Source organism: Vibrio sp., assembly GCF_984391705.1.
The window spans coordinates 1-19,793 of record NZ_CFHWOM010000058.1; the positions used below are offsets into that span (position 1 = coordinate 1).

Sequence of the window (19,793 nt, forward strand, 5' to 3'; positions counted from 1 at the left end):
GGATGTAGTTACCCGCTGGATCTTCAGCCGATACTGACTTAGAGCCAGACCACATGGTTAGGTTAGAAGGTGCAAGGTCAGCAGAGCCGCCTAGGAATTCAGGTAACATAGCACCAAACGCTTCTAGCGCATTTTGCGATGCTTTACGTGATGCGATGTTTGCAGGGTTAGCTTGAAGGTCTGCAATGATTGCGTTTGCTTTCTCTTCCCACTGTGCTGGTAGCTCACCGTTTAGGCGACGCTTAAGCTCAGCTGCTTCTGCAGGGTAAGCTGCCGCGTATGCATCAAACTTAGCATTCCAAGCTGCTTCTTTAGCGGCGCCTGCTTCTTTTGCATCCCACTCAGCGTACACGTCAGCAGGAATTTCAAATGGACCGTGCTCCCAACCAAGTTGCTTGCGAGTCGCTGCGATTTCTTCAGCGCCTAGTGGTGCACCGTGACAGTCGTGTGAACCAGACTTGTTTGGTGAACCGAAGCCGATAACTGTTTTAGTACAGATTAGCGTTGGACGAGGATCTGCTTTCGCCGCAATGATTGCTGCGTTAATTGCTTCAGAGTCGTGACCGTCTACTGCTGGAATTACGTGCCAACCGTACGCTTCAAAACGCTTAGGCGTATCGTCAGAGAACCAGCCTTCAACTTCACCATCAATAGAGATACCGTTGTCATCCCAGAAAGCGATCAGCTTACCAAGACCTAGCGTACCTGCTAGAGAACATGCTTCGTGAGAGATACCTTCCATCAGACAGCCATCACCCATGAATGCATAAGTGAAGTGGTCAACGATGTCGTGGCCTTCTTTGTTGAACTGAGCAGCAAGTGCTTTCTCAGCCATCGCCATACCAACAGCGTTAGTGATGCCTTGGCCTAGAGGACCTGTTGTCGTTTCGATACCTGGTGCGTAGCCATACTCTGGGTGACCTGGAGTCTTAGAGTGCAGTTGACGGAAGTTCTTAAGATCTTCGATTGATAGCTCGTAGCCTGCTAGGTGAAGCAGAGAGTAAATCAGCATAGAGCCGTGGCCGTTTGAAAGTACGAAACGGTCGCGGTCAGCCCACTCTGGGTTTGAAGGGTTGTGGTTTAGGTGAGAGCGCCAAAGAACTTCAGCGATGTCAGCCATACCCATAGGTGCGCCTGGGTGACCAGAGTTAGCTTGTTGTACACCATCCATGCTTAGAGCGCGGATAGCATTAGCGAGATGTTGACGAGAAGACATGTCAGCTCCTGAGTGCATTAAGCGAATCATATAAAAGTGGGCGATAATTCTCTCAAAGCGACTCTAGCTGTGCAAACGTTTTCCAAGCCAATTGCTCACAATTTTCTTACCTTTCGCTGCAAATCTATCGAAGTTACTAATAATTAGCAGATTTGAGGCAATCGTTTGGTTTTATCTAATAATAAAAAAGAGCTTGTAATTCGAGCAATCAAAACTAGAATAGACGTCTAGATGTAGATACACCTACAATTATTAGTATTATTGAATGCTGGAGAGTTTATAAACCTCCAACATTAACCAGATATAGTGGAGCTAACATGGCTAAGCACCTGTTCACTTCTGAGTCGGTATCAGAAGGTCATCCAGATAAAATTGCAGACCAAATTTCTGATGCTGTTCTTGATGCAATTCTAGAACAAGACCCAAAAGCACGTGTCGCGTGTGAAACTTACGTTAAAACCGGTATGGTCATGGTTGGTGGTGAAATCACTACTTCAGCATGGGTAGATATCGAAGAGCTAACTCGTCAAACCGTTCGTGAGATTGGCTACGTTCACTCTGACATGGGTTTTGACGCGGATTCTTGTGCCGTTCTAAACACTATCGGTAAGCAGTCACCAGATATCAACCAAGGTGTTGATAAAGCCGACCCTAAAGAGCAAGGTGCAGGGGACCAAGGCATTATGTTTGGTTACGCAACCAACGAAACAGAGATCCTAATGCCAGCACCTATCACTTACGCACACCGCTTAGTTGAAAAACAAGCAGAGGTACGTAAGAGTGGCAAACTAGACTTCCTACGTCCAGATGCAAAATCTCAAGTAACGTTCCAATACGATCAAGGTAAGATTGTAGGTATCGATGCGGTTGTTCTTTCAACTCAGCACTGTGACTCAGTATCAACTCCTGACCTACGTGAAGCAGTAATGGAAGAGATCATCAAGCCAGTACTACCTTCTGAGTGGATCAACAAAGAGACTAACTTCTTTATCAACCCAACTGGCCGTTTCGTAATTGGTGGTCCTATGGGTGACTGTGGTCTAACTGGTCGTAAAATCATCGTTGATACCTACGGCGGCGCAGCGCGTCACGGTGGCGGTGCATTCTCTGGTAAAGATCCATCGAAAGTTGACCGCTCTGCAGCATACGCTGCGCGTTACGTAGCGAAAAACATCGTTGCTGCGGGCATGGCTGATCGTTGTGAGATCCAACTTTCTTACGCAATCGGTGTTGCTGATCCAACGTCTATCATGGTTGAAACGTTTGGTACTGAAAAAGTATCGCACGACATTATCGTGGAAGCTGTTCGCCAGAACTTCGACCTACGTCCGTACGGCCTACAAGAGATGCTTAACCTACTTCAGCCTATCTACAAGAAGACAGCAGCATACGGTCACTTCGGTCGTGAAGAGTTCCCATGGGAAGCGACTGACAAAGCAGCAATTCTTGCCGACTTCGCAGGTCTTAAGTAATTAGAACATAAGACATAATCGAATTTAAAAGGGCTTTTGGGAAACCAAAAGCCCTTTTTCTTTAAGGATTAATTTGCCACTCAAAGTTGTATTTTTTTGCCATGGGGTCAATAGTTAAAAATATGTTAACGAGTAGTTTCAGCGATTGAAACCTCGTTAGCGTTAACTGATGCGCCGCTTATATTCCAGACGTCGCCAAGCCGGGCATCGAGTTTCAAACGCTAAATTTGCCAACGAATTTAGTCTACGTAGAGAATCGATCAAGGAGGATGTATGCCTCGTACGGTGAACCCACACGACTTTAAAGATAAGCAGAAAGAAGTCCCGGACTCGGAATACGCTCGTACTATTCCGTGTAATCAGCTGAGTATTTCAGCACCATTTCATTGGCTTTCTCTTGGTCTACATGACTTTGTTAGAATGCCACTCATCAGTGCTTTCTATGGCCTTTGCTTCATGGCAGCCGCTATTGGAATTGTGTTGCTGGTTCAATGGCAAGGAACGCACTTAGTTGTCATGCCTAGTCTCGTGGTTTATATGCTAATAGGGCCTTTCCTTGCTCTAGGTTTGTACGATGCTAGCTGGGAAAGAGAAAAAGGCCATAGCGCAAGTTTACTGCACTCGATGAAAGCGATAGGTCGTAACTCTACATCACAGTGGGCATTCGCAGTACTTCTTGCTGTATGTATGATTTTCTGGATGCGTATCGCTGCATTACTGCATGCACTATACCCTTCAGTACAAGGCGCACCTCTCACTGAGTTTATGCCATTCTTAGTTATCGGCTCACTAGTGGGCTTGGTATTGGCTTGTATCGTTTTCAGTATTTCCGCTTTCTCCATCCCAGTGATGATGGAACGCCGCGTCGATATGATGACAGCCGTATTCACCAGCTTTAACGCGGTTAAATCCAACATCCCTGCGATGATTGTTTGGGCGGCATTGATTTGTGGTGGTATTTTGGTTGGCTTTGCTACGTACGGTATAGGTATGCTATTTACTATGCCAATCCTTGGCTATGGTACTTGGCACGCTTACCATGAAACCATCAAGAAGAAACATCACCCTTAACAAGCTAAGCCATTTCGGTCTATGATGCGCCCCAGCCATTTGAGCTGGGGCGTTTATTTAGGAGTGGTTGTGGATTCTGAACTCAATTATCGTGCACTTAAAGTGATTGCAAACTGCATAAATCAGGCTCAAGTTGCCTTTAAACGCACATTCGCCCAGCCAAAACTTAACTACAAATTACGCGGCAAGGCTGCCGGTAAAGCCTACCTACAGCTCAATGAAATTCGTTTAAACCCAACGCTATTTGAAGAAAACCAGCAGGCTTTCCTTACTGACGTGATTCCTCATGAAGTCGCTCACCTGATTACTTACCAAGTCTATGGCCCTGTTAGGCCACACGGGAAAGAGTGGCAAGGCGTGATGGAAGCCGTATTTAACGTGCCTGCAAAAACCACCCACAGCTTTGAAGTCACTTCCGTACAAGGAAAAACCTTTGAATACCTTTGTGGCTGTACAAGCTATCCCCTTTCTATTCGCCGTCATAATAAAGTACTGCGCAACCAAGCCAGTTACCGCTGTCAAAAGTGCCATCAAACCTTGAGTTTCACTGGCAAACAACTGACTTAATAAGACAATTCTCACCAATACCAACCATAATTGCGTGTTAGACTGTAATTCATACTACTTTTCTAATACGGAATTCCATGAAAAGAATCCTATTTTTCAGTCTATTATTTGCGCTTTTCAGTCTTACTAGCCATGCAGCTCCCCCCTCTTCTTTCTCCAAAGCAAAAAAAGAAGCGGTAAAAATTTACGCCGATCACCCAACCAGTTTTTACTGTGGCTGTGATATTGAATGGCAAGGACGTAAAGGAACACCGGATTTAGAGTCGTGTGGTTACCAAGTGCGTAAACAACAAAAGCGCGCTTCTCGAATCGAATGGGAGCATGTCGTCCCAGCTTGGCAATTTGGCCACCAACGCCAATGTTGGCAAGATGGTGGGCGCAAGAACTGCTCTAAAAATGATAAGACATTTCGTATGATGGAAGCCGATCTCCACAACCTAACGCCCGCAATCGGAGAAGTAAATGGCGACCGTTCCAATTATAACTTTAGCCAATGGAACGGGATTGATGGCGTCAGCTACGGACGCTGTGAAATGCAGGTCAACTTTAAACAGCGCAAGGTCATGCCTCCGGATAGAGCAAAAGGCTCAATCGCTCGAACATACTTATATATGAGTAAAGAGTACGGCTTCAAGCTGTCTAAGCAGCAAACCAACCTTATGATGGCATGGAACAAGCAGTTCCCTGTGGATGAGTGGGAGTGTGAACGAGAGGCTCGGATCTTCAAAGTCCAAGGTAACCACAACCCATTTGTTTACCAAGCTTGCCAAGCGCTATAGCTCTCACTGCGTTATGAAATTGAGAGTTTCCAGTAATTAATTGGAAACTCTCTCTGCCCCTTGTTTTTTCGCATAAAAGCATCCATGTTAGAGGTTATCTCAAAATCTGTTGCTGGAAGTCGAAACCAATGCGAATCCCACGAATCTATCACCCAGAAGCCATTAACCAGTTAGGCTCTCTCATGCTCAGCGAAGATGCCGCAGGCCATATTGGCCGTGTATTGCGCATGAAAGAAGGCCAAGAAGTACTGCTGTTTGACGGCAGTGGGGCTGAATTCCCAGCAGAGATCGCCAGTGTTTCAAAGAAAAATGTTGAAGTGAATATTACTCAACGTGTCGAACGTAGCGCAGAATCTCCGCTTGATCTTCACCTCGGCCAAGTAATTTCTCGTGGCGATAAAATGGAATTTACTATCCAGAAATCAGTTGAGCTCGGAGTAAACACAATTACCCCACTGATTTCAGAGCGCTGCGGTGTCAAACTCGATCAAAAACGCTTCGAGAAAAAGCTCGCTCAATGGCAAAAAATCGCCATCAGCGCCTGTGAGCAATGTGGTCGCAACACGGTTCCAGAAATCCGCCCTATCATGCAACTTGAAGAGTGGTGTGGCGAGGAGTATGACGGTCTAAAACTGAATCTCCACCCTCGTGCAAAATACTCGATCAACACCCTACCTACTCCGGTAGAAAAAGTCCGTTTGTTGATTGGCCCTGAAGGTGGCTTGTCAGCAGAAGAAATCAGCATGACGGAAAACTACAAATTTGAAGAGACGCTACTCGGCCCACGTGTATTACGTACCGAAACGGCGGCTCTTACTGCAATTACAGCCCTGCAAGTTCGTTTCGGCGATCTTGGTTAAACGGAGAACAATATGATCAAATTAGGTATCGTAATGGACCCTATCTCGTCCATTAACATCAAGAAAGACTCTAGCTTTGCCATGATGCTTGAAGCGCAGCGCCGCGGCTACGAAATCCACTACATGGAAATGGATGACCTTCACCTAGACCAAGGGGTTGCGGTAGCTGACACCAAAGTGGTTGAGCTGAAAGAAGATCCAACCGGTTGGTATGAGTTCAAATCTGAGCAAACTATCGAGCTTTCAGAGCTAGATGCGGTACTGATGCGTAAAGATCCTCCGTTTGATACGGAATACATCTACGCCACTTACATCCTAGAGCGCGCTGAAGAGCAAGGCACACTGATCGTCAACAAACCACAGAGCCTACGCGATTGTAACGAAAAGCTGTTTACAGCTTGGTTCCCAGAGCTAACACCAACCACTATCGTGACGCGTAAAGCAGAGAAGATTAAGCAATTCCGTGAAAAGCATGGTGATGTAATTCTTAAGCCGCTTGATGGTATGGGTGGCGCGTCTATCTTTCGCGTAAAAGAAGGCGATCCAAACGTATCAGTGATAATTGAAACCCTGACTAACCATGGCCAGAACTATGCAATGGCGCAGACTTTTGTGCCTGACATCAGTAACGGTGACAAACGTATCTTGGTTGTGGATGGTGAGCCAATGCCATATTGCCTAGCTCGTATTCCAGCAAAAGGGGAAACACGTGGCAACCTTGCTGCTGGCGGAACTGGTGAAGCTCGACCACTAAGTGAAACAGATAAAAAGATAGCTGAGGCAGTAGCGCCTACACTTAAAGAAAAAGGGCTTATCTTTGTTGGTCTAGATGTGATTGGCGATAAGCTAACTGAGATCAACGTAACCAGCCCAACGTGTATTCGTGAAATCGAAGCTGCGTTTGATGTATCAATCACGGGCAAGCTTATGGATGCGATTGAACGCCGCATCAACAAATAATAACAATGGGGTAGCACTGCCTGCCCCTAATAATATGTTGGAGTGTCTATGAATTTAACCAACCATTTTTTAGTTGCTATGCCCGGGATGAAAGATCCCTACTTTGAGCGCAGTGTCATCTATGTGTGCGAACACAATGATGAAGGTGCCATGGGTTTAATGATTAACGCTCCAATTGACGTCACGGTCGGCAAAATGCTTAAGCAAGTTGACGTCGAATCTACTCACCCGCAATTGGTAACGGAAAGTCTCGATAAGCCAGTATTAAAAGGCGGGCCTGTGTCTAGTGATAGAGGTTTTATTCTCCATCAGCCAAAAGACAAGTACGAGTCTAGTATCCAAATGACCGATGATATTTCTGTCACCACATCTCGGGATATCCTCGGAGTACTTGGCACTGAAGCAGAACCTAATGAATACCTCGTTGCTTTGGGCTATTCAGGGTGGGAGCCTGGCCAATTGGAAAGCGAACTCTCTGACAACTCTTGGCTTACTATTGAAGCTGACCCTGAAGTCATTTTTAATACGCCAATTGCAGAGCGTTGGCAAAAGGCAGTACAAATGCTCGGTATTAATGTCGCTCAGCTATCCAGTGATATTGGCCACGCTTAGTCCGTCGTAAACAAAATAAACAGGATTCTCATGTCTAGAACCATCATGTCATTTGATTTTGGTACCAAGAGCATTGGTAGTGCTATCGGCCAAGAAATTACAGGAACGGCTTCTCCACTGCGCGCATTTAAAGCCAATGATGGGATCCCGAACTGGGATGATATCGAAAAGCTTATTAAAGAGTGGCAGCCTAACTTGCTGGTTGTTGGCCTCCCTACAGACTTGCATGGTAGAGATTTAGAAACCATCACTCCAAGAGCAAAAAAGTTTGCCAATCGACTTCATGGTCGCTTTGGCTTACCTGTTGAACTTCATGACGAGCGCTTATCAACAGCCGAGGCTCGGGCTGAACTTTTCGATATGGGTGGCTACAAAGCTCTCAGTAAAGGAAATGTTGACTGCCAATCTGCAGTCGTCATCCTAGAAAGTTGGTTTGAAGCACAATACGGTGAATAAACCTTAGATTGAATTAAAAAAGGGCCGATGCATCTACATCGACCCTTTTTTAATTTGCAGCAGAATAGCTCACACTCTAGCTAATCCATATCAATCTTCACATTACTAAGAGAACCACCAGCAAAGTTATCTCCGCGCTTAGTTTTTAGCATGATGCGTAAGTCATTGGCTGAATCCGCACTGTGCAAGGCATCTTCTTCATTAATTTTACCGTCAACAACAAGCTGATATAGCGCTTGATCAAACGTCTGCATACCAATTTCTTGAGATTTGGCCATGGTAGATTTGAGCTCGTGTAAATCCCCACGTCGGATCAAGTCAGATATTCGTGGGCTGTTGAGCAGAATTTCAAACACACCATGACGTCCTTGGCCATTCTTATCACGAATCAGTTGCTGACCAATAACACCGCGCAAATTCATTGATAAATCAAACAAGAACTGTTCTTTTTGCTCCTTAGGAACTAAATGCAAAATTCGCTCAAGAGCTTGGTTGGCGTTATTCGCATGTAATGTAGCCATGCACAAATGACCAGTTTCGGCGAAAGTCATCGCGTATTCCATCGTTTCGCGTGAACGAATTTCGCCGATCAAAATCATATCAGGCGCTTGTCGAAGCGAGTTTTTAAGCGCTACTTCATAGCTTTCAGTATCTAACCCAACTTCTCGCTGAGTAACAATACAACGCTGATGCTCGTGAACAAACTCAATCGGGTCTTCCACCGTTAAGATATGGCCTGTTCGATGACTATTTCGATACCCCGTCATCGCGGCCATAGTTGTAGATTTACCAGACCCTGTAGCTCCGACTACCAACACCAACCCACGTTTAGCTATCGAGAGGTCTTGCAAAATTTCAGGCAAACGTAAGTCTTCAAAGCTCGGTATAGTGGTTTCGATGCGACGAATTACCGCACCAGGTAACTCGCGTTGATAAAACGCTGACACCCGATAACGACCAAAATCGCGAACGATGGCAAAATTCGCCTCTTTCGTCGAATCAAACTCTCGCTGCCTATCTTGATCCATCATGCTATTAAGTAATGCCTCAACATCATTCAACATGAGTTTCTCGCCATGTGCACGCAGTTCGCCATCAACGCGATAAAGCACAGGAGCCCCGACCGTGATGTAAAGGTCTGATGATTTCTGGTTGTTCATTCCCTGAAGGTAAGTATTGATATCCATATTCTCACCTATCAGAACATGCTATTGGATTCTGTTTCGATTTTCTTCGCCACTTCTTCAGGATCAACCTGACCTTGGGCAATAAGCTGCTTGGCGTTTTGCTCCATAGTTTGCATGCCGTGCGCCGCCCCAGTTTGTATCACGGAATACATTTGCGCGACCTTGTCTTCACGAATCAAGTTACGGATAGCAGGTGTGGCCATCATAATTTCATGACAGGCAGTTCTCCCCCCACCAATACGCTTAAGCAGCTTCTGGGCGATCACCGCGCGCAACGACTCTGATAACATCGAGCGAACCATGTCTTTGTCGCTGCCTGGGAACACATCAATAATACGGTCAATGGTTTTTGCCGCGCTACTGGTGTGCAATGTGCCAAATACCAAATGACCCGTTTCAGCAGCCGTAAGTGCCAAACTTATCGTTTCTTGATCGCGTAATTCACCAACCAAAATAACGTCTGGATCTTCGCGTAGGGCGCTGCGCAGAGCATTTTTGAAACTGTGAGTATCTCGGTGCACTTCGCGCTGATTGATCAAACATTTATTATTGGTGTGAACAAACTCTATCGGGTCTTCGATGGTCAAAATATGCTTGTTTTGATTGCGATTGATATGATCAACCATCGCAGCCAATGTCGTTGATTTACCGGATCCTGTTGGCCCCGTTACCAATACCAATCCCTTCTCCATATTCGCTATCTTTTCAAATATTTGCGGAGCTTCTAATTGCTCTAGTGTAGGGATCTCTGTTGGAATGGTTCGAAATACCGCTGAGCAGCCGCGAGACTGATTAAATGCATTGACACGGAATCGCCCAACGTTAGGCAACTCGAAAGAAAAGTCGACTTCGAGACGCTCCTCAAATTCACTTCGCTGAGAATCGTTCATGATCTCAAAAACCAAACGATGCACATCCGAATGGCTAAAAGCAGGCACACCAAGCTTTCTTACTTCGCCATCTATCCGTACCATTGGTGAAACTCCGGCAGAAAGATGTAGATCTGATGCATTATGCTTTACACTAAAATCCAGTAATTCAGCGATATCCATTTATTTTCCTTAAGTAAAATCTGCTATGAACAGTATTCAACAAAATATTGAACAGATCACCTCACAGATTGAGAGTGCACAACAAAAGTGTGGACGACCTCGAGAGTCAGTGCAACTTCTGGCGGTAAGTAAAACTAAACCTGTAGAGGCAATTCTCGAAGCCGCTCAAGCGGGCCAAGTTGCCTTTGGTGAAAACTACGTACAAGAAGGCGCCGATAAAGTAGCACACTTTTCCGAACACCATCCAGAACTGGGCCTAGAATGGCATTTCATTGGTCCAATCCAATCAAATAAGTCTCGCCATGTTGCTGAGAACTTTGCTTGGGTACATACAGTTGATAGAGCTAAAATCGCTCAACGCCTGAACGATCAACGCCCAGATGACGCGACACCACTACAAGTTCTTATGCAAGTGAATACCAGTGGTGAGGCATCTAAATCTGGGTTAAACGAAAATGAAATCTTTGAGCTTGCGGAGTTGATTTCTTCACTTCCAAACCTCACTTTAAGAGGGTTAATGTCAATTCCAGCTAATGTGTCGGACTACGCTTCACAACTGTCGGCATTCACTCAATTGGCAGACTTAAAAGATAAGCTTGCGCAGCGTTTTCCTGATGAGCAACTCGACACTTTATCCATGGGGATGAGTGGCGACATGGAAGCCGCTATCGAAGCAGGCAGTACTATGGTTCGCATCGGTACTGCAATTTTTGGCGCACGCGATTACAGCAATAAGCAATAACGATTGTCACCTAACACATAACAAGCGGGAAGTTACACAATGGAACAGAAGAAGATTACGTTTATCGGCGCAGGTAATATGGCACGCTCAATTATAGCTGGGCTAGTTGCTAGTGGATATCCAGCAAAGCTGATTACGGCAACCGACCCAAACCAAGAACAACGTGATTTTCTCGCTAACCAATATGGTATTAACACTGAAGCAGACAATTTCACCGCAGCGAAAGAGGCGGATGCCATTGTTCTTGCAGTTAAGCCTCAATTAATGGAACTGGTTGGGGGCGGTTTACACGATGTCGACTTTAGCCACAAGCTGGTTATCTCCATTGCCGCTGGCATCAGTGCACAACGTCTAGACGAAATGCTAGGTGCAAAACTAAACCTTGTACGCGTTATGCCAAACACTCCTGCGCTTGTCAGCAAAGGAATGAGTGGTCTTTTTGCTCCACAGCATGTCTGTGAGCAAGATAAGCAGTTCGCGGCTGATTTAATGGGCGCGGTAGGCAAAGTGTGTTGGGTTGAACACGAGTCTGGTATCAATAACGTCATCGCGGCGGCTGGCAGTGCTCCTGCGTACTTCTTCTTGTTTATGGAAGCGATGCAAGCTGAAGCGATTGCTCAAGGTTTCGATGCTGATACTGCTCGCCTGCTTGTCCAGCAATCAGCGTTAGGTGCAGCAGAAATGGTCGTAGCCAATCCAGAGATTGAACTTTCTACGCTCCGTGAGCAGGTGACTTCTAAAGGTGGAACAACAGCGGAAGCACTGCGCACATTCAATGAACATCAACTTTCAGATATAGTAGCGAAAGCTATGCAAGCCGCCGTTGCGCGTGCTGAAGAGATGGAAGCACTATTTTAACCATTTGAGCCTTGGGCTCGCTAATTAAGGGTCACCTATGAATTCGATGAGTTTTCTGATTTCCACCCTATTTGATTTATACATCATGGTGGTGATCTTACGCATTTGGCTACAAGCAGCCCGTGCGGATTTCTATAACCCGTTTTCGCAGTTTATTGTTAAAGCCACACAACCTGTAATTGGACCTCTACGTAGAGTGATTCCATCCGTAGGCAGCCTCGATCTCGCTACGATTTTATTCGCTTACCTACTATGTGTACTCAAATTCGTCGCTTTGATCTTGCTTGCTTCAAATGGCTCTGTTTCGTTTAGCGCAGACTTCCTATTCCTAGGTTTCTTATCGCTTCTCAAAGCAGCTGGCGGTTTACTATTCTGGGTGCTACTGATCCGTGCAATCTTGAGCTGGGTAAGCCAAGGTAGAAGCCCTATCGAGTATGTGTTCCATCAATTAACAGAACCAATGTTGGCGCCGATTCGTCGCATTATTCCAGCAATGGGTGGCTTTGACTTGAGCGTACTTGTGCTGTTTATCGCTCTTCAATTCGCTAACTTTTTGATGGGTGATTTGATCGGTCCAATTTGGTTCCAACTATAATGTCTATGGCCGCTTGGTTTGATGGCGAAGATTTAATTCTTCGCCTCTATATTCAGCCCAAAGCGAGTAGAGACAAGTTAGTCGGGTTACATGGCGATGAAATGAAAGTCGCCATCACTGCGCCGCCTGTCGATGGCAAAGCGAACGCGCATTTGAGTAAATACCTCGCAAAACAATTTAAAGTCGCAAAGGGATTAATCTCTATAGAAAAAGGCGAACTCGGCCGGCACAAACAGCTTAGAGTACACTCGCCAACTCAAATCCCTGCAGAAATTAAAGCCATCTTATGATGGCTTTTTGTTTACAAAGGAAGCAGTTATGAAAAAATGGATCACCTTACTGTGTGTCAGCTTACTCTCACTACCAGCATGGGCAGGACAGTTTAAAACCATCAAAGATGTAGAAGTGCACTATTCCGCATTCAACTCGACTTTTTTAACCCCACAAGTCGCTCGTAGCTATAAACTCAAACGTAATGGCTACTCTGCCCTACTCAACATCAGCGTGTTAGACAATTATCAAGCGGGTAAGCCGGCGATTACTGCTAAGATTTCAGGCTCAGCCAAGAACCTTATTGGCCAAACTCGTGAACTGACTTTTCGTGAAATCAAAGAAGCAAACGCCATATACTATTTAGCGGAGTTTCCAATTAGCGATGAAGAGAACTTAACCTTCACCATTGATGTTAATGCTGGCAATAAAGGCACTGGCACATTAAAGTTCACCCAAAAATTTTATGTTGAAGAGTAATTAGGTTGTGATGATCTAAAAGCTTTTGGACACCCTAAGACCAAAACCTATTTTATAGGGAGAGGCTCCATTCTCCCTTACTGCGATAAAAAGAGAACACCATGACAAAGATAGTGCTAGCAACAGGTAACCAAGGCAAAGTTCGCGAAATGGCAGACTTGCTGTCTGACTTCGGCTTCGAGGTTCTTGCCCAAAGCGAGTTCAATGTATCGGAAGTCGCGGAGACTGGCACAACCTTTATCGAAAATGCCATCATCAAAGCACGCCACGCAGCAAAGGAAACCGGTCTTGCGGCTATCGCGGATGACTCTGGCCTTGAAGTTGATGCCCTTAAAGGCGCACCAGGTATCTATTCAGCACGTTATGCAGGTGAAGATGCGACTGACCAAGAGAACCTAGAAAAGCTACTTGAAGCAATGAAAGACGTACCGGAGGCAGAACGCACCGCACGTTTCCACTGTGTACTGGTTCTAATGCGTCACGAAAACGACCCTACGCCTATCGTTTGTCACGGTAAGTGGGAAGGTCGCATTCTGACTGAAGCTTACGGTGAAAATGGCTTTGGCTACGACCCTATCTTCTTTGTACCTGAAGATAACTGCGCATCCGCCGAACTAGAACCAACGCGTAAGAAGCAACTTTCTCATCGTGGTAAAGCGCTTAAAACACTATTTGCAACGCTTTCTGAGCAACCTTTGTAATTGTAATGAGCCAACTAATTCCACCAGCGTTAAGCCTTTATGTCCACATCCCATGGTGCGTGCAAAAGTGCCCTTACTGTGACTTTAACTCTCACGCTTTGAAAGCAGAGATCCCAGAACAAGAGTACATTGCGGCACTACTGCAAGATCTTGATGCGGATATCGAGCGTTACCGACTCAACGACAATCCACGTCTACTGCATTCAATTTTTATTGGCGGTGGAACACCGAGCCTTATTTCGGCAGAGGGGATCGCCTCTCTGCTCTCAGGAATCAAAGCAAGGTTGCCATTTAAGCCTGATATTGAAATCACTATGGAAGCCAACCCGGGTACCATTGAGGCAGAACGTTTTGCTGGTTACCAAACAGCCGGAGTCACCAGAATTTCCGTTGGGGTACAGAGCTTTGAGCAACAAAAGCTTGAGCGTCTAGGACGCATCCATGGTCAGGATGAAGCGGTCAATGCCGCCAAACTTGCGCATAAGATTGGCTTAAACAGTTTTAACCTCGATCTTATGCATGGTTTACCGGATCAATCCGTCAAACAAGCTCTTACAGATCTTGAGAAAGCGATCGAACTCGATCCACCTCACCTATCTTGGTATCAGCTGACGATCGAGCCAAACACCATGTTCTACTACAAGCAGCCGACTCTGCCAGATGACGATGACTTGTGGGATATCTTCGAATTGGGCCATAAGAAGCTTGCGCAAGCCGGCTACGTGCAGTACGAAATCTCTGGTTACAGCAAGCCTGGCTATCAGTGTCAGCATAACCTTAATTACTGGCGCTTCGGTGATTATTTAGGTATCGGCTGTGGCTCGCACGGCAAGCTCAGTTTTAGTGATGGGCGCATTGTCCGAACCACTAAGATCAAGCACCCGAAAGGCTACCTCGCTGCGTACGATAATATGGTCAAACCGTACTTAAACAATGAAGAACAAGTTGCAGATGAAGACCGTCCTTTCGAGTTCTTTATGAACCGCTTCCGCCTTATCGAAGCATGTCCGAAACAGGACTTTCTTGATACGACCGGACTTGGTTTTGAAGCCATTCAAGAGACTATTGATTGGGCGATTGAGATGGGCTATATCGATGAAAGTGATACCCACTGGCAAATCACCGAGAAAGGTAAACTGTTCCTCAATGACTTGTTAGAAGCCTTTATGGCCGAAGAGTAAAGAGCAAAAACTAAACAGGGTTGATGTGAAAGCATCAACCCTTTTTTTAGACTTAGAAAATCGAACGCCCAATACGCTCCGCAAGTAGCTCTAGCGCCTTTGTGCCTGCGAGCGAGTTACCTGAAGGGTCAAGCTCTGGTGACCAAACGGCAATAGTCATCTCACCCGGTACTACAGCCATAATTCCGCCACCGACACCAGACTTACCTGGCATGCCAACTCGGTAAGCAAACTCGCCAGCCCCGTCATACAGGCCGCAGGTTGCCAGCAGCGCGTTCAGCTGCTTCGTTTGAATCGGAGTAATGACTGACTTACCTGTTTGTACTGATGTCCCTTTGTTGGCTAAATAACTGAAAGTTTTCGCCAAGTCGACACAACTCATTTTAAGCGCACAAGCATGAAAGTAGTTATTCAGTACTGGGATAACGTCATTTTCGAAGTTACCAAATGAACGCATCAGATATGCAATGGCTGCGTTACGATCGCTGTGCATCATTTCCGAAGCCGCCACGACTTTGTCATAACAAATATGGGTATCACCCGATAGCTGACGGACGAATTCAAGCAGTCGTTGGCGTGGAGCGGATAAACGGCTATTGAGCAAGTCTGCAACCACGATAGCCCCGGCATTAATGAACGGATTACGCGGAATACCTTGCTCCATTTCTAACTGAATAAGCGAGTTAAAAGCTTGGCCTGATGGCTCTTTGCCAACCCGACTCCAAATCTCTTCAGGTTTATACAAGCACATCGCTAGCGTTAGACTTAGCGCTTTAGAGATAGACTGGATTGAAAAAGGCTCATCGGCATCACCCGCTTTTATCACTTGACCATCGTTAGTGAATACCGCGATTCCCAGTTTGTTTGCCGGAACTTTAGCTAAAGCAGGAATATAGTCTGCGACTTTACCTTGACCTATTAAAGGGCGTACCTCTTCTAGGATCTCAGCAAGAATTTCTTTTGTCGGTTTCATCAGCAACCTTAAAAATCAAGTAGTTATTATAATTTTCTTGTAGGGTCAAAAAAGCCAACACATCAATGTTGGCTTTAATCATCTCTTTAGCTTACGGCTCTTGGTGCAAGCAACCAAGGTTTAAGCAATCGCGGTTATTTTACGCGCTTGTACTTAATATCCCAAACGCCGTGACCTAAACGGTGACCACGTGCTTCAAATTTTGTTAGCGGGCGCTCATCTGGACGAGGAATGTAATCACCATCGTCTGCGATGTTTTCGAAACCAGGCGCTTCGTTCATCACTTCGATCATGTGCTCTGCGTAGTTTTCCCAGTCAGTCGCCATGTGGAAAATACCTTCACCATCAATCAGCTTCTCACGCACCATTTCAGCAAAACCTAACTGAACGATACGACGCTTGTGGTGACGCTTCTTATGCCATGGGTCAGGGAAAAACAGTTGTAGCGTTGCCAGACTGCTATTAGGGATCATGTGCTCGAATACTTCTACCGCATCGTGGCACATAACACGTAGGTTAGTGATACCCGCCTCACGAGCGTCAGACAGACACGCACCTACGCCAGGGCTGTGCACTTCGATACCGATAAAGTTTTTCTCAGGAGCGTTCTTCGCCATTTCAACCAGCGATGCCCCCATACCAAAACCAATTTCTAGAACAACAGGATTGTCATTACCAAACACTTCTTTCCAATCAAGAAGCTTTTCTTGGTAATCAATACCCATGGTTGGCCAACACTCATTCATCGCGTTTTCTTGACCTTTGGTCAAACGACCTTCGCGGCGAACAAAGCTGCGAATTTTGCGTATAAGTTTACCGTCTTCGTTGTACTCGTTAGTGGTCACTTCACTCATGATTTTGCCTGTTTAAAAATTGGTCTCGACTCAAAGGGATTGTGATTATCCAAAGAATTGCCACTGGTGCAAGTTTTTTAGCGAATTCCACTATTATCCCTGATGGAAAGTATACCCTTACTGTTTATCGGTTGTACTTTACCTATAAACTATGATGCAATTTTGCCAGATTAGATAACAAAATAAACAGAGCAAGTCGTGACTCCATTCGCTAGTGCCATCCTAGAGTGGTACGAAAACTATGGCCGTAAAAGCCTACCTTGGCAGCAAGATAAAACCGCATATAGCGTTTGGCTGTCAGAAATCATGTTGCAACAAACTCAAGTTGCAACCGTCATCCCATACTATCAACGTTTTCTAGAGCGATTCCCAACTGTCATCGATTTAGCCAACGCTGAGCAAGATGAAGTTCTCCACCTTTGGACTGGACTTGGCTATTACGCGCGCGCTCGTAATCTGCATAAAGCGGCTAAAGTGGTTGCAGAGCAATATAATGGTGAGTTTCCACTAAATATCGAAGAGATGAATGCGCTTCCTGGCATTGGACGTTCGACAGCCGCAGCGATTCTTTCCTCTGTCTATAAACAGCCACACGCCATATTAGATGGTAACGTTAAGCGTACTTTAGCGCGAAGCTTTGCCGTCGAAGGATGGCCAGGGCAGAAAAAAGTAGAAAACCAGTTGTGGTTATATGCAGAAGAGCATACACCAGAGTTTGATGTCGATAAGTACAACCAAGCAATGATGGATATGGGCGCCATGGTATGTACTCGCAGTAAGCCAAAATGCACGCTATGTCCGATTGAATCTCTATGTATCGCCAACAAGCAAGGTAATCAGCTAGACTATCCAGGCAAAAAGCCCAAAAAAGAGAAACCAGTAAAAGAAGCATGGTTTGTGATGCTGCATCATGATGGCAAAGTATGGCTTGAACAGCGCCCTCAATCTGGTATTTGGGGAGGCTTATTCTGCTTTCCCGAACATGAAAATGCAGATATTCAGTATCAGATAGATCAACGTGGTATCACTGATTCGGACATCAAACATCAGAGCCAGCTGATCGCATTTCGCCATACCTTCAGTCATTACCACCTCGATATCACCCCAATTTTGGTAGACTTATCAAAGCAACCTAATGTGGTAATGGAAGCCAACAAAGGTCTTTGGTATAACTTATCACAACCAGAAGAGATCGGTTTAGCAGCTCCAGTAAAACAATTACTAGAAAGCCTGCCGTTTGAACTGCAATGATTATTTTTAAGGAGTCATTATGAGCCGCACTGTTTTTTGTGCTCGACTACAAAAAGAAGCTGAAGGTCTAGACTTTCAACTTTATCCAGGCGATCTGGGCAAACGTATATTCGACAGTATTTCAAAAGAAGCTTGGGCTGAGTGGCAACACAAACAGACGATGCTGATCAATGAGAAAAAACTCAACATGATGGATCCTGAACATCGTAAACTGTTAGAAACAGAAATGGTGAATTTCCTGTTTGAAGGCAAAGAAGTTCACATCGAAGGTTATACGCCACCAAGTGAGTAATGAATCACAGCAAGCGTAATGATTAACAGAAAGACATCACTGCATAGCATTGGTGTCTTTTTTTAGGAGAATTATGAAGAAGTTAGCCTACTTCATTCTAGCAATGACTCTCGCGGGCTGTAGCCGAGAGTTTGTCGAAAGCATGTATGATGTCAATTACGAGCCTACTAATCGCTTTGCTAAAAACTTAGCGGGTCTACCAGGCCAATTTGAGAAAGACACAGACGCCCTTGACGCGCTAATCAGTAGCTTTTCTGGCAACATTGAAAAGCGCTGGGGTCGCAGTGAAGTAAAGTTTGCCGGTAAAAGTAACTACGTCAAATACATCGACAACTACTTAAGTCGCTCAGAAGTTAACTTCGATAAAGGGTTGATCACCGTTGAAACAGTATCTCCGACCGATCCCAAAGGGCACCTGAAGAACGCCATCATCACTACCCTACTCACTCCCGATGATCCGGCAAACGTCGATCTCTTTTCGTCGAAAGAGATCATACTTGAAGGTCAGCCATTTCTTTATCGCCAAGTTGTGGATCAAGATAAACAACCCATTCAGTGGTCATGGCGGGCTAATCGGTTTGCGGATTACCTGATTGCCAATCACCTCAAGGTCAAAGATGTCGACTTTAAGAAAGCCTACTATGTCGAAATCCCTATGGTTGAAGAACAATTCGAGATCCGCAGCTACAAGTATGCCGATATTGTTCAACGCGCGTCTCGCAAGTATGACATCCCCGAAGACCTTATTTACGCCATTATCAAAACCGAGAGTAGCTTTAACCCTTATGCGGTCAGTTGGGCTAATGCCTATGGCTTAATGCAAGTTGTACCTAAGACTGCGGGTAAAGATGTGTTTAAGTTGGTGAAGAAAAAATCAGGAGAACCAACTCCTGAGTATTTGTTCAATCCAGAAAACAACATAGATACCGGTACAGCCTATTTCTACATCTTAAAAAATCGATATTTGAAAGATGTCAGCCATCCACTATCTCTTGAGTACAGCATGATCTCCGCGTATAACGGCGGAACTGGTGGAGTTTTAAACACTTTTAATCGCAGTGATAGAAAACGAGCAATGCGAGACTTAAATTCTTTGCAACCAAATCAAGTTTACTGGGCTCTTACCAAAAAGCACCCCAACGCAGAAGCACGCCGTTATCTCGAAAAAGTTACCAAATTCAAAAAAGATTTTAACTCAGGTAAAACATAATCAGACAAAACGACTAAATAATCGGCACTTAAGCACTTTTTTGATTTTTTTTCTAAAAACATGTTGACGACAAGACCGAAAATCCGTTTAATAGCGCTCCGTCGCCCGGATAGCTCAGTCGGTAGAGCAGAGGATTGAAAATCCTCGTGTCGGT

At 45.3% G+C, this 19,793-nt stretch carries 23 protein-coding genes; 18 read left to right on the plus strand and 5 right to left on the minus strand.

Annotation, left to right across the window (positions count from 1 at the left end; all coding sequences use genetic code 11):
• Window positions 1–1,216, minus strand: a 1,216-nt coding sequence (locus tag AC4MRV_RS18675) for a transketolase family protein (protein ID WP_491188820.1), incomplete at its 3' end; no start/stop codon positions are given.
• A 317-nt stretch (window positions 1,217–1,533) separates the two neighbouring features.
• Between AC4MRV_RS18675 and metK the strand changes: the two genes are divergently transcribed.
• The 8 genes from metK (at window position 1,534) to ruvX (ending at window position 7,993) form a co-directional block, all read left to right on the plus strand.
• Complete coding sequence (gene metK, locus AC4MRV_RS18680; RefSeq protein ID WP_038191407.1) at window positions 1,534–2,688, plus strand: methionine adenosyltransferase; 1,155 nt, start codon at window positions 1,534–1,536, stop codon at window positions 2,686–2,688.
• Between the two features lie 273 nt (window positions 2,689–2,961).
• Window positions 2,962–3,759 carry a DUF2189 domain-containing protein gene (locus AC4MRV_RS18685; RefSeq protein WP_491188821.1) on the plus strand — a complete coding sequence of 266 codons (798 nt, stop codon included), beginning with the start codon at window positions 2,962–2,964 and terminating at the stop codon, window positions 3,757–3,759.
• A 69-nt stretch (window positions 3,760–3,828) separates the two neighbouring features.
• Window positions 3,829–4,326: a SprT family zinc-dependent metalloprotease gene (locus tag AC4MRV_RS18690; RefSeq protein WP_491188822.1), complete on the plus strand. Its 498-nt coding sequence runs from the start codon at window positions 3,829–3,831 to the stop codon at window positions 4,324–4,326.
• A 77-nt stretch (window positions 4,327–4,403) separates the two neighbouring features.
• A complete protein-coding gene (gene endA, locus AC4MRV_RS18695; protein WP_491188823.1) occupies window positions 4,404–5,105 on the plus strand; it encodes a deoxyribonuclease I in 702 nt (233 codons plus the stop codon).
• Window positions 5,106–5,233: 128 nt separating this feature from the next.
• Window positions 5,234–5,965: a 16S rRNA (uracil(1498)-N(3))-methyltransferase gene (gene rsmE, locus AC4MRV_RS18700; RefSeq protein WP_491188824.1), complete on the plus strand. Its 732-nt coding sequence runs from the start codon at window positions 5,234–5,236 to the stop codon at window positions 5,963–5,965.
• 12 nt (window positions 5,966–5,977) lie between these two features.
• Window positions 5,978–6,925, plus strand: a complete 948-nt coding sequence (gshB, locus tag AC4MRV_RS18705; RefSeq protein ID WP_491188825.1) for a glutathione synthase — start codon at window positions 5,978–5,980, stop codon at window positions 6,923–6,925.
• Window positions 6,926–6,973: 48 nt separating this feature from the next.
• Complete coding sequence (locus tag AC4MRV_RS18710; RefSeq protein ID WP_491188826.1) at window positions 6,974–7,537, plus strand: YqgE/AlgH family protein; 564 nt, start codon at window positions 6,974–6,976, stop codon at window positions 7,535–7,537.
• A gap of 30 nt (window positions 7,538–7,567) precedes the next feature.
• A complete protein-coding gene (gene ruvX / locus AC4MRV_RS18715; RefSeq protein WP_491188827.1) occupies window positions 7,568–7,993 on the plus strand; it encodes a Holliday junction resolvase RuvX in 426 nt (141 codons plus the stop codon).
• Between the two features lie 80 nt (window positions 7,994–8,073).
• Here ruvX and AC4MRV_RS18720 read toward each other — a convergent pair whose 3' ends face one another.
• Entirely contained in the window at window positions 8,074–9,180 is a 1,107-nt protein-coding gene (locus AC4MRV_RS18720; RefSeq protein ID WP_491188828.1) for a PilT/PilU family type 4a pilus ATPase, read from the minus strand.
• 11 nt (window positions 9,181–9,191) lie between these two features.
• On the minus strand, window positions 9,192–10,232 hold the full coding sequence (locus AC4MRV_RS18725; RefSeq protein ID WP_491188829.1) for a type IV pilus twitching motility protein PilT: 1,041 nt from the start codon (window positions 10,230–10,232) through the stop codon (window positions 9,192–9,194).
• 25 nt (window positions 10,233–10,257) lie between these two features.
• Between AC4MRV_RS18725 and AC4MRV_RS18730 the strand changes: the two genes are divergently transcribed.
• The 7 genes from AC4MRV_RS18730 to hemW all read left to right on the plus strand — a co-directional run bounded on the left by AC4MRV_RS18730 (window position 10,258) and on the right by hemW (window position 15,059).
• Window positions 10,258–10,974: a YggS family pyridoxal phosphate-dependent enzyme gene (locus AC4MRV_RS18730; RefSeq protein WP_491188830.1), complete on the plus strand. Its 717-nt coding sequence runs from the start codon at window positions 10,258–10,260 to the stop codon at window positions 10,972–10,974.
• 39 nt (window positions 10,975–11,013) lie between these two features.
• The gene (gene proC, locus AC4MRV_RS18735) at window positions 11,014–11,832 is read left to right on the plus strand and encodes a pyrroline-5-carboxylate reductase (RefSeq protein WP_491188831.1); all 819 of its coding nucleotides are present in this window, start codon (window positions 11,014–11,016) and stop codon (window positions 11,830–11,832) included.
• Window positions 11,833–11,869: 37 nt separating this feature from the next.
• Window positions 11,870–12,427 carry a YggT family protein gene (locus tag AC4MRV_RS18740; RefSeq protein ID WP_491188832.1) on the plus strand — a complete coding sequence of 186 codons (558 nt, stop codon included), beginning with the start codon at window positions 11,870–11,872 and terminating at the stop codon, window positions 12,425–12,427.
• Window positions 12,427–12,717 carry a DUF167 family protein YggU gene (yggU, locus tag AC4MRV_RS18745; RefSeq protein WP_491188833.1) on the plus strand — a complete coding sequence of 97 codons (291 nt, stop codon included), beginning with the start codon at window positions 12,427–12,429 and terminating at the stop codon, window positions 12,715–12,717. The genes AC4MRV_RS18740 and yggU overlap by 1 nt, the downstream gene beginning before the upstream one ends.
• A gap of 28 nt (window positions 12,718–12,745) precedes the next feature.
• A complete protein-coding gene (locus tag AC4MRV_RS18750) occupies window positions 12,746–13,177 on the plus strand; it encodes a DUF4426 domain-containing protein (protein WP_491188834.1) in 432 nt (143 codons plus the stop codon).
• A gap of 101 nt (window positions 13,178–13,278) precedes the next feature.
• The gene (locus tag AC4MRV_RS18755; RefSeq protein ID WP_491188835.1) at window positions 13,279–13,878 is read left to right on the plus strand and encodes an XTP/dITP diphosphatase; all 600 of its coding nucleotides are present in this window, start codon (window positions 13,279–13,281) and stop codon (window positions 13,876–13,878) included.
• Between the two features lie 5 nt (window positions 13,879–13,883).
• Entirely contained in the window at window positions 13,884–15,059 is a 1,176-nt protein-coding gene (gene hemW / locus AC4MRV_RS18760; protein ID WP_491188836.1) for a radical SAM family heme chaperone HemW, read from the plus strand.
• A gap of 52 nt (window positions 15,060–15,111) precedes the next feature.
• On the opposite strand, the gene glsB is transcribed toward hemW, so the two are convergent.
• Together glsB and trmB are read right to left on the minus strand one after the other, a co-directional pair.
• Window positions 15,112–16,032 (minus strand): glutaminase B, encoded by a 921-nt coding sequence (gene glsB, locus AC4MRV_RS18765; protein ID WP_491188837.1) that lies wholly within the window; start codon window positions 16,030–16,032, stop codon window positions 15,112–15,114.
• Between the two features lie 134 nt (window positions 16,033–16,166).
• Window positions 16,167–16,886, minus strand: a complete 720-nt coding sequence (gene trmB, locus AC4MRV_RS18770) for a tRNA (guanosine(46)-N7)-methyltransferase TrmB (RefSeq protein ID WP_491188838.1) — start codon at window positions 16,884–16,886, stop codon at window positions 16,167–16,169.
• Between the two features lie 198 nt (window positions 16,887–17,084).
• Here trmB and mutY point away from each other — a divergent pair, with 198 nt between their 5' ends.
• From mutY to mltC, 3 genes are all read left to right on the plus strand, one after another.
• On the plus strand, window positions 17,085–18,137 hold the full coding sequence (gene mutY / locus AC4MRV_RS18775; protein ID WP_491188839.1) for an A/G-specific adenine glycosylase: 1,053 nt from the start codon (window positions 17,085–17,087) through the stop codon (window positions 18,135–18,137).
• 19 nt (window positions 18,138–18,156) lie between these two features.
• Window positions 18,157–18,429 (plus strand): oxidative damage protection protein, encoded by a 273-nt coding sequence (locus AC4MRV_RS18780; protein ID WP_491188840.1) that lies wholly within the window; start codon window positions 18,157–18,159, stop codon window positions 18,427–18,429.
• Between the two features lie 73 nt (window positions 18,430–18,502).
• Complete coding sequence (gene mltC / locus AC4MRV_RS18785) at window positions 18,503–19,639, plus strand: membrane-bound lytic murein transglycosylase MltC (protein ID WP_491188841.1); 1,137 nt, start codon at window positions 18,503–18,505, stop codon at window positions 19,637–19,639.
• The last annotated feature ends 154 nt before the right edge of the window (window positions 19,640–19,793 follow it).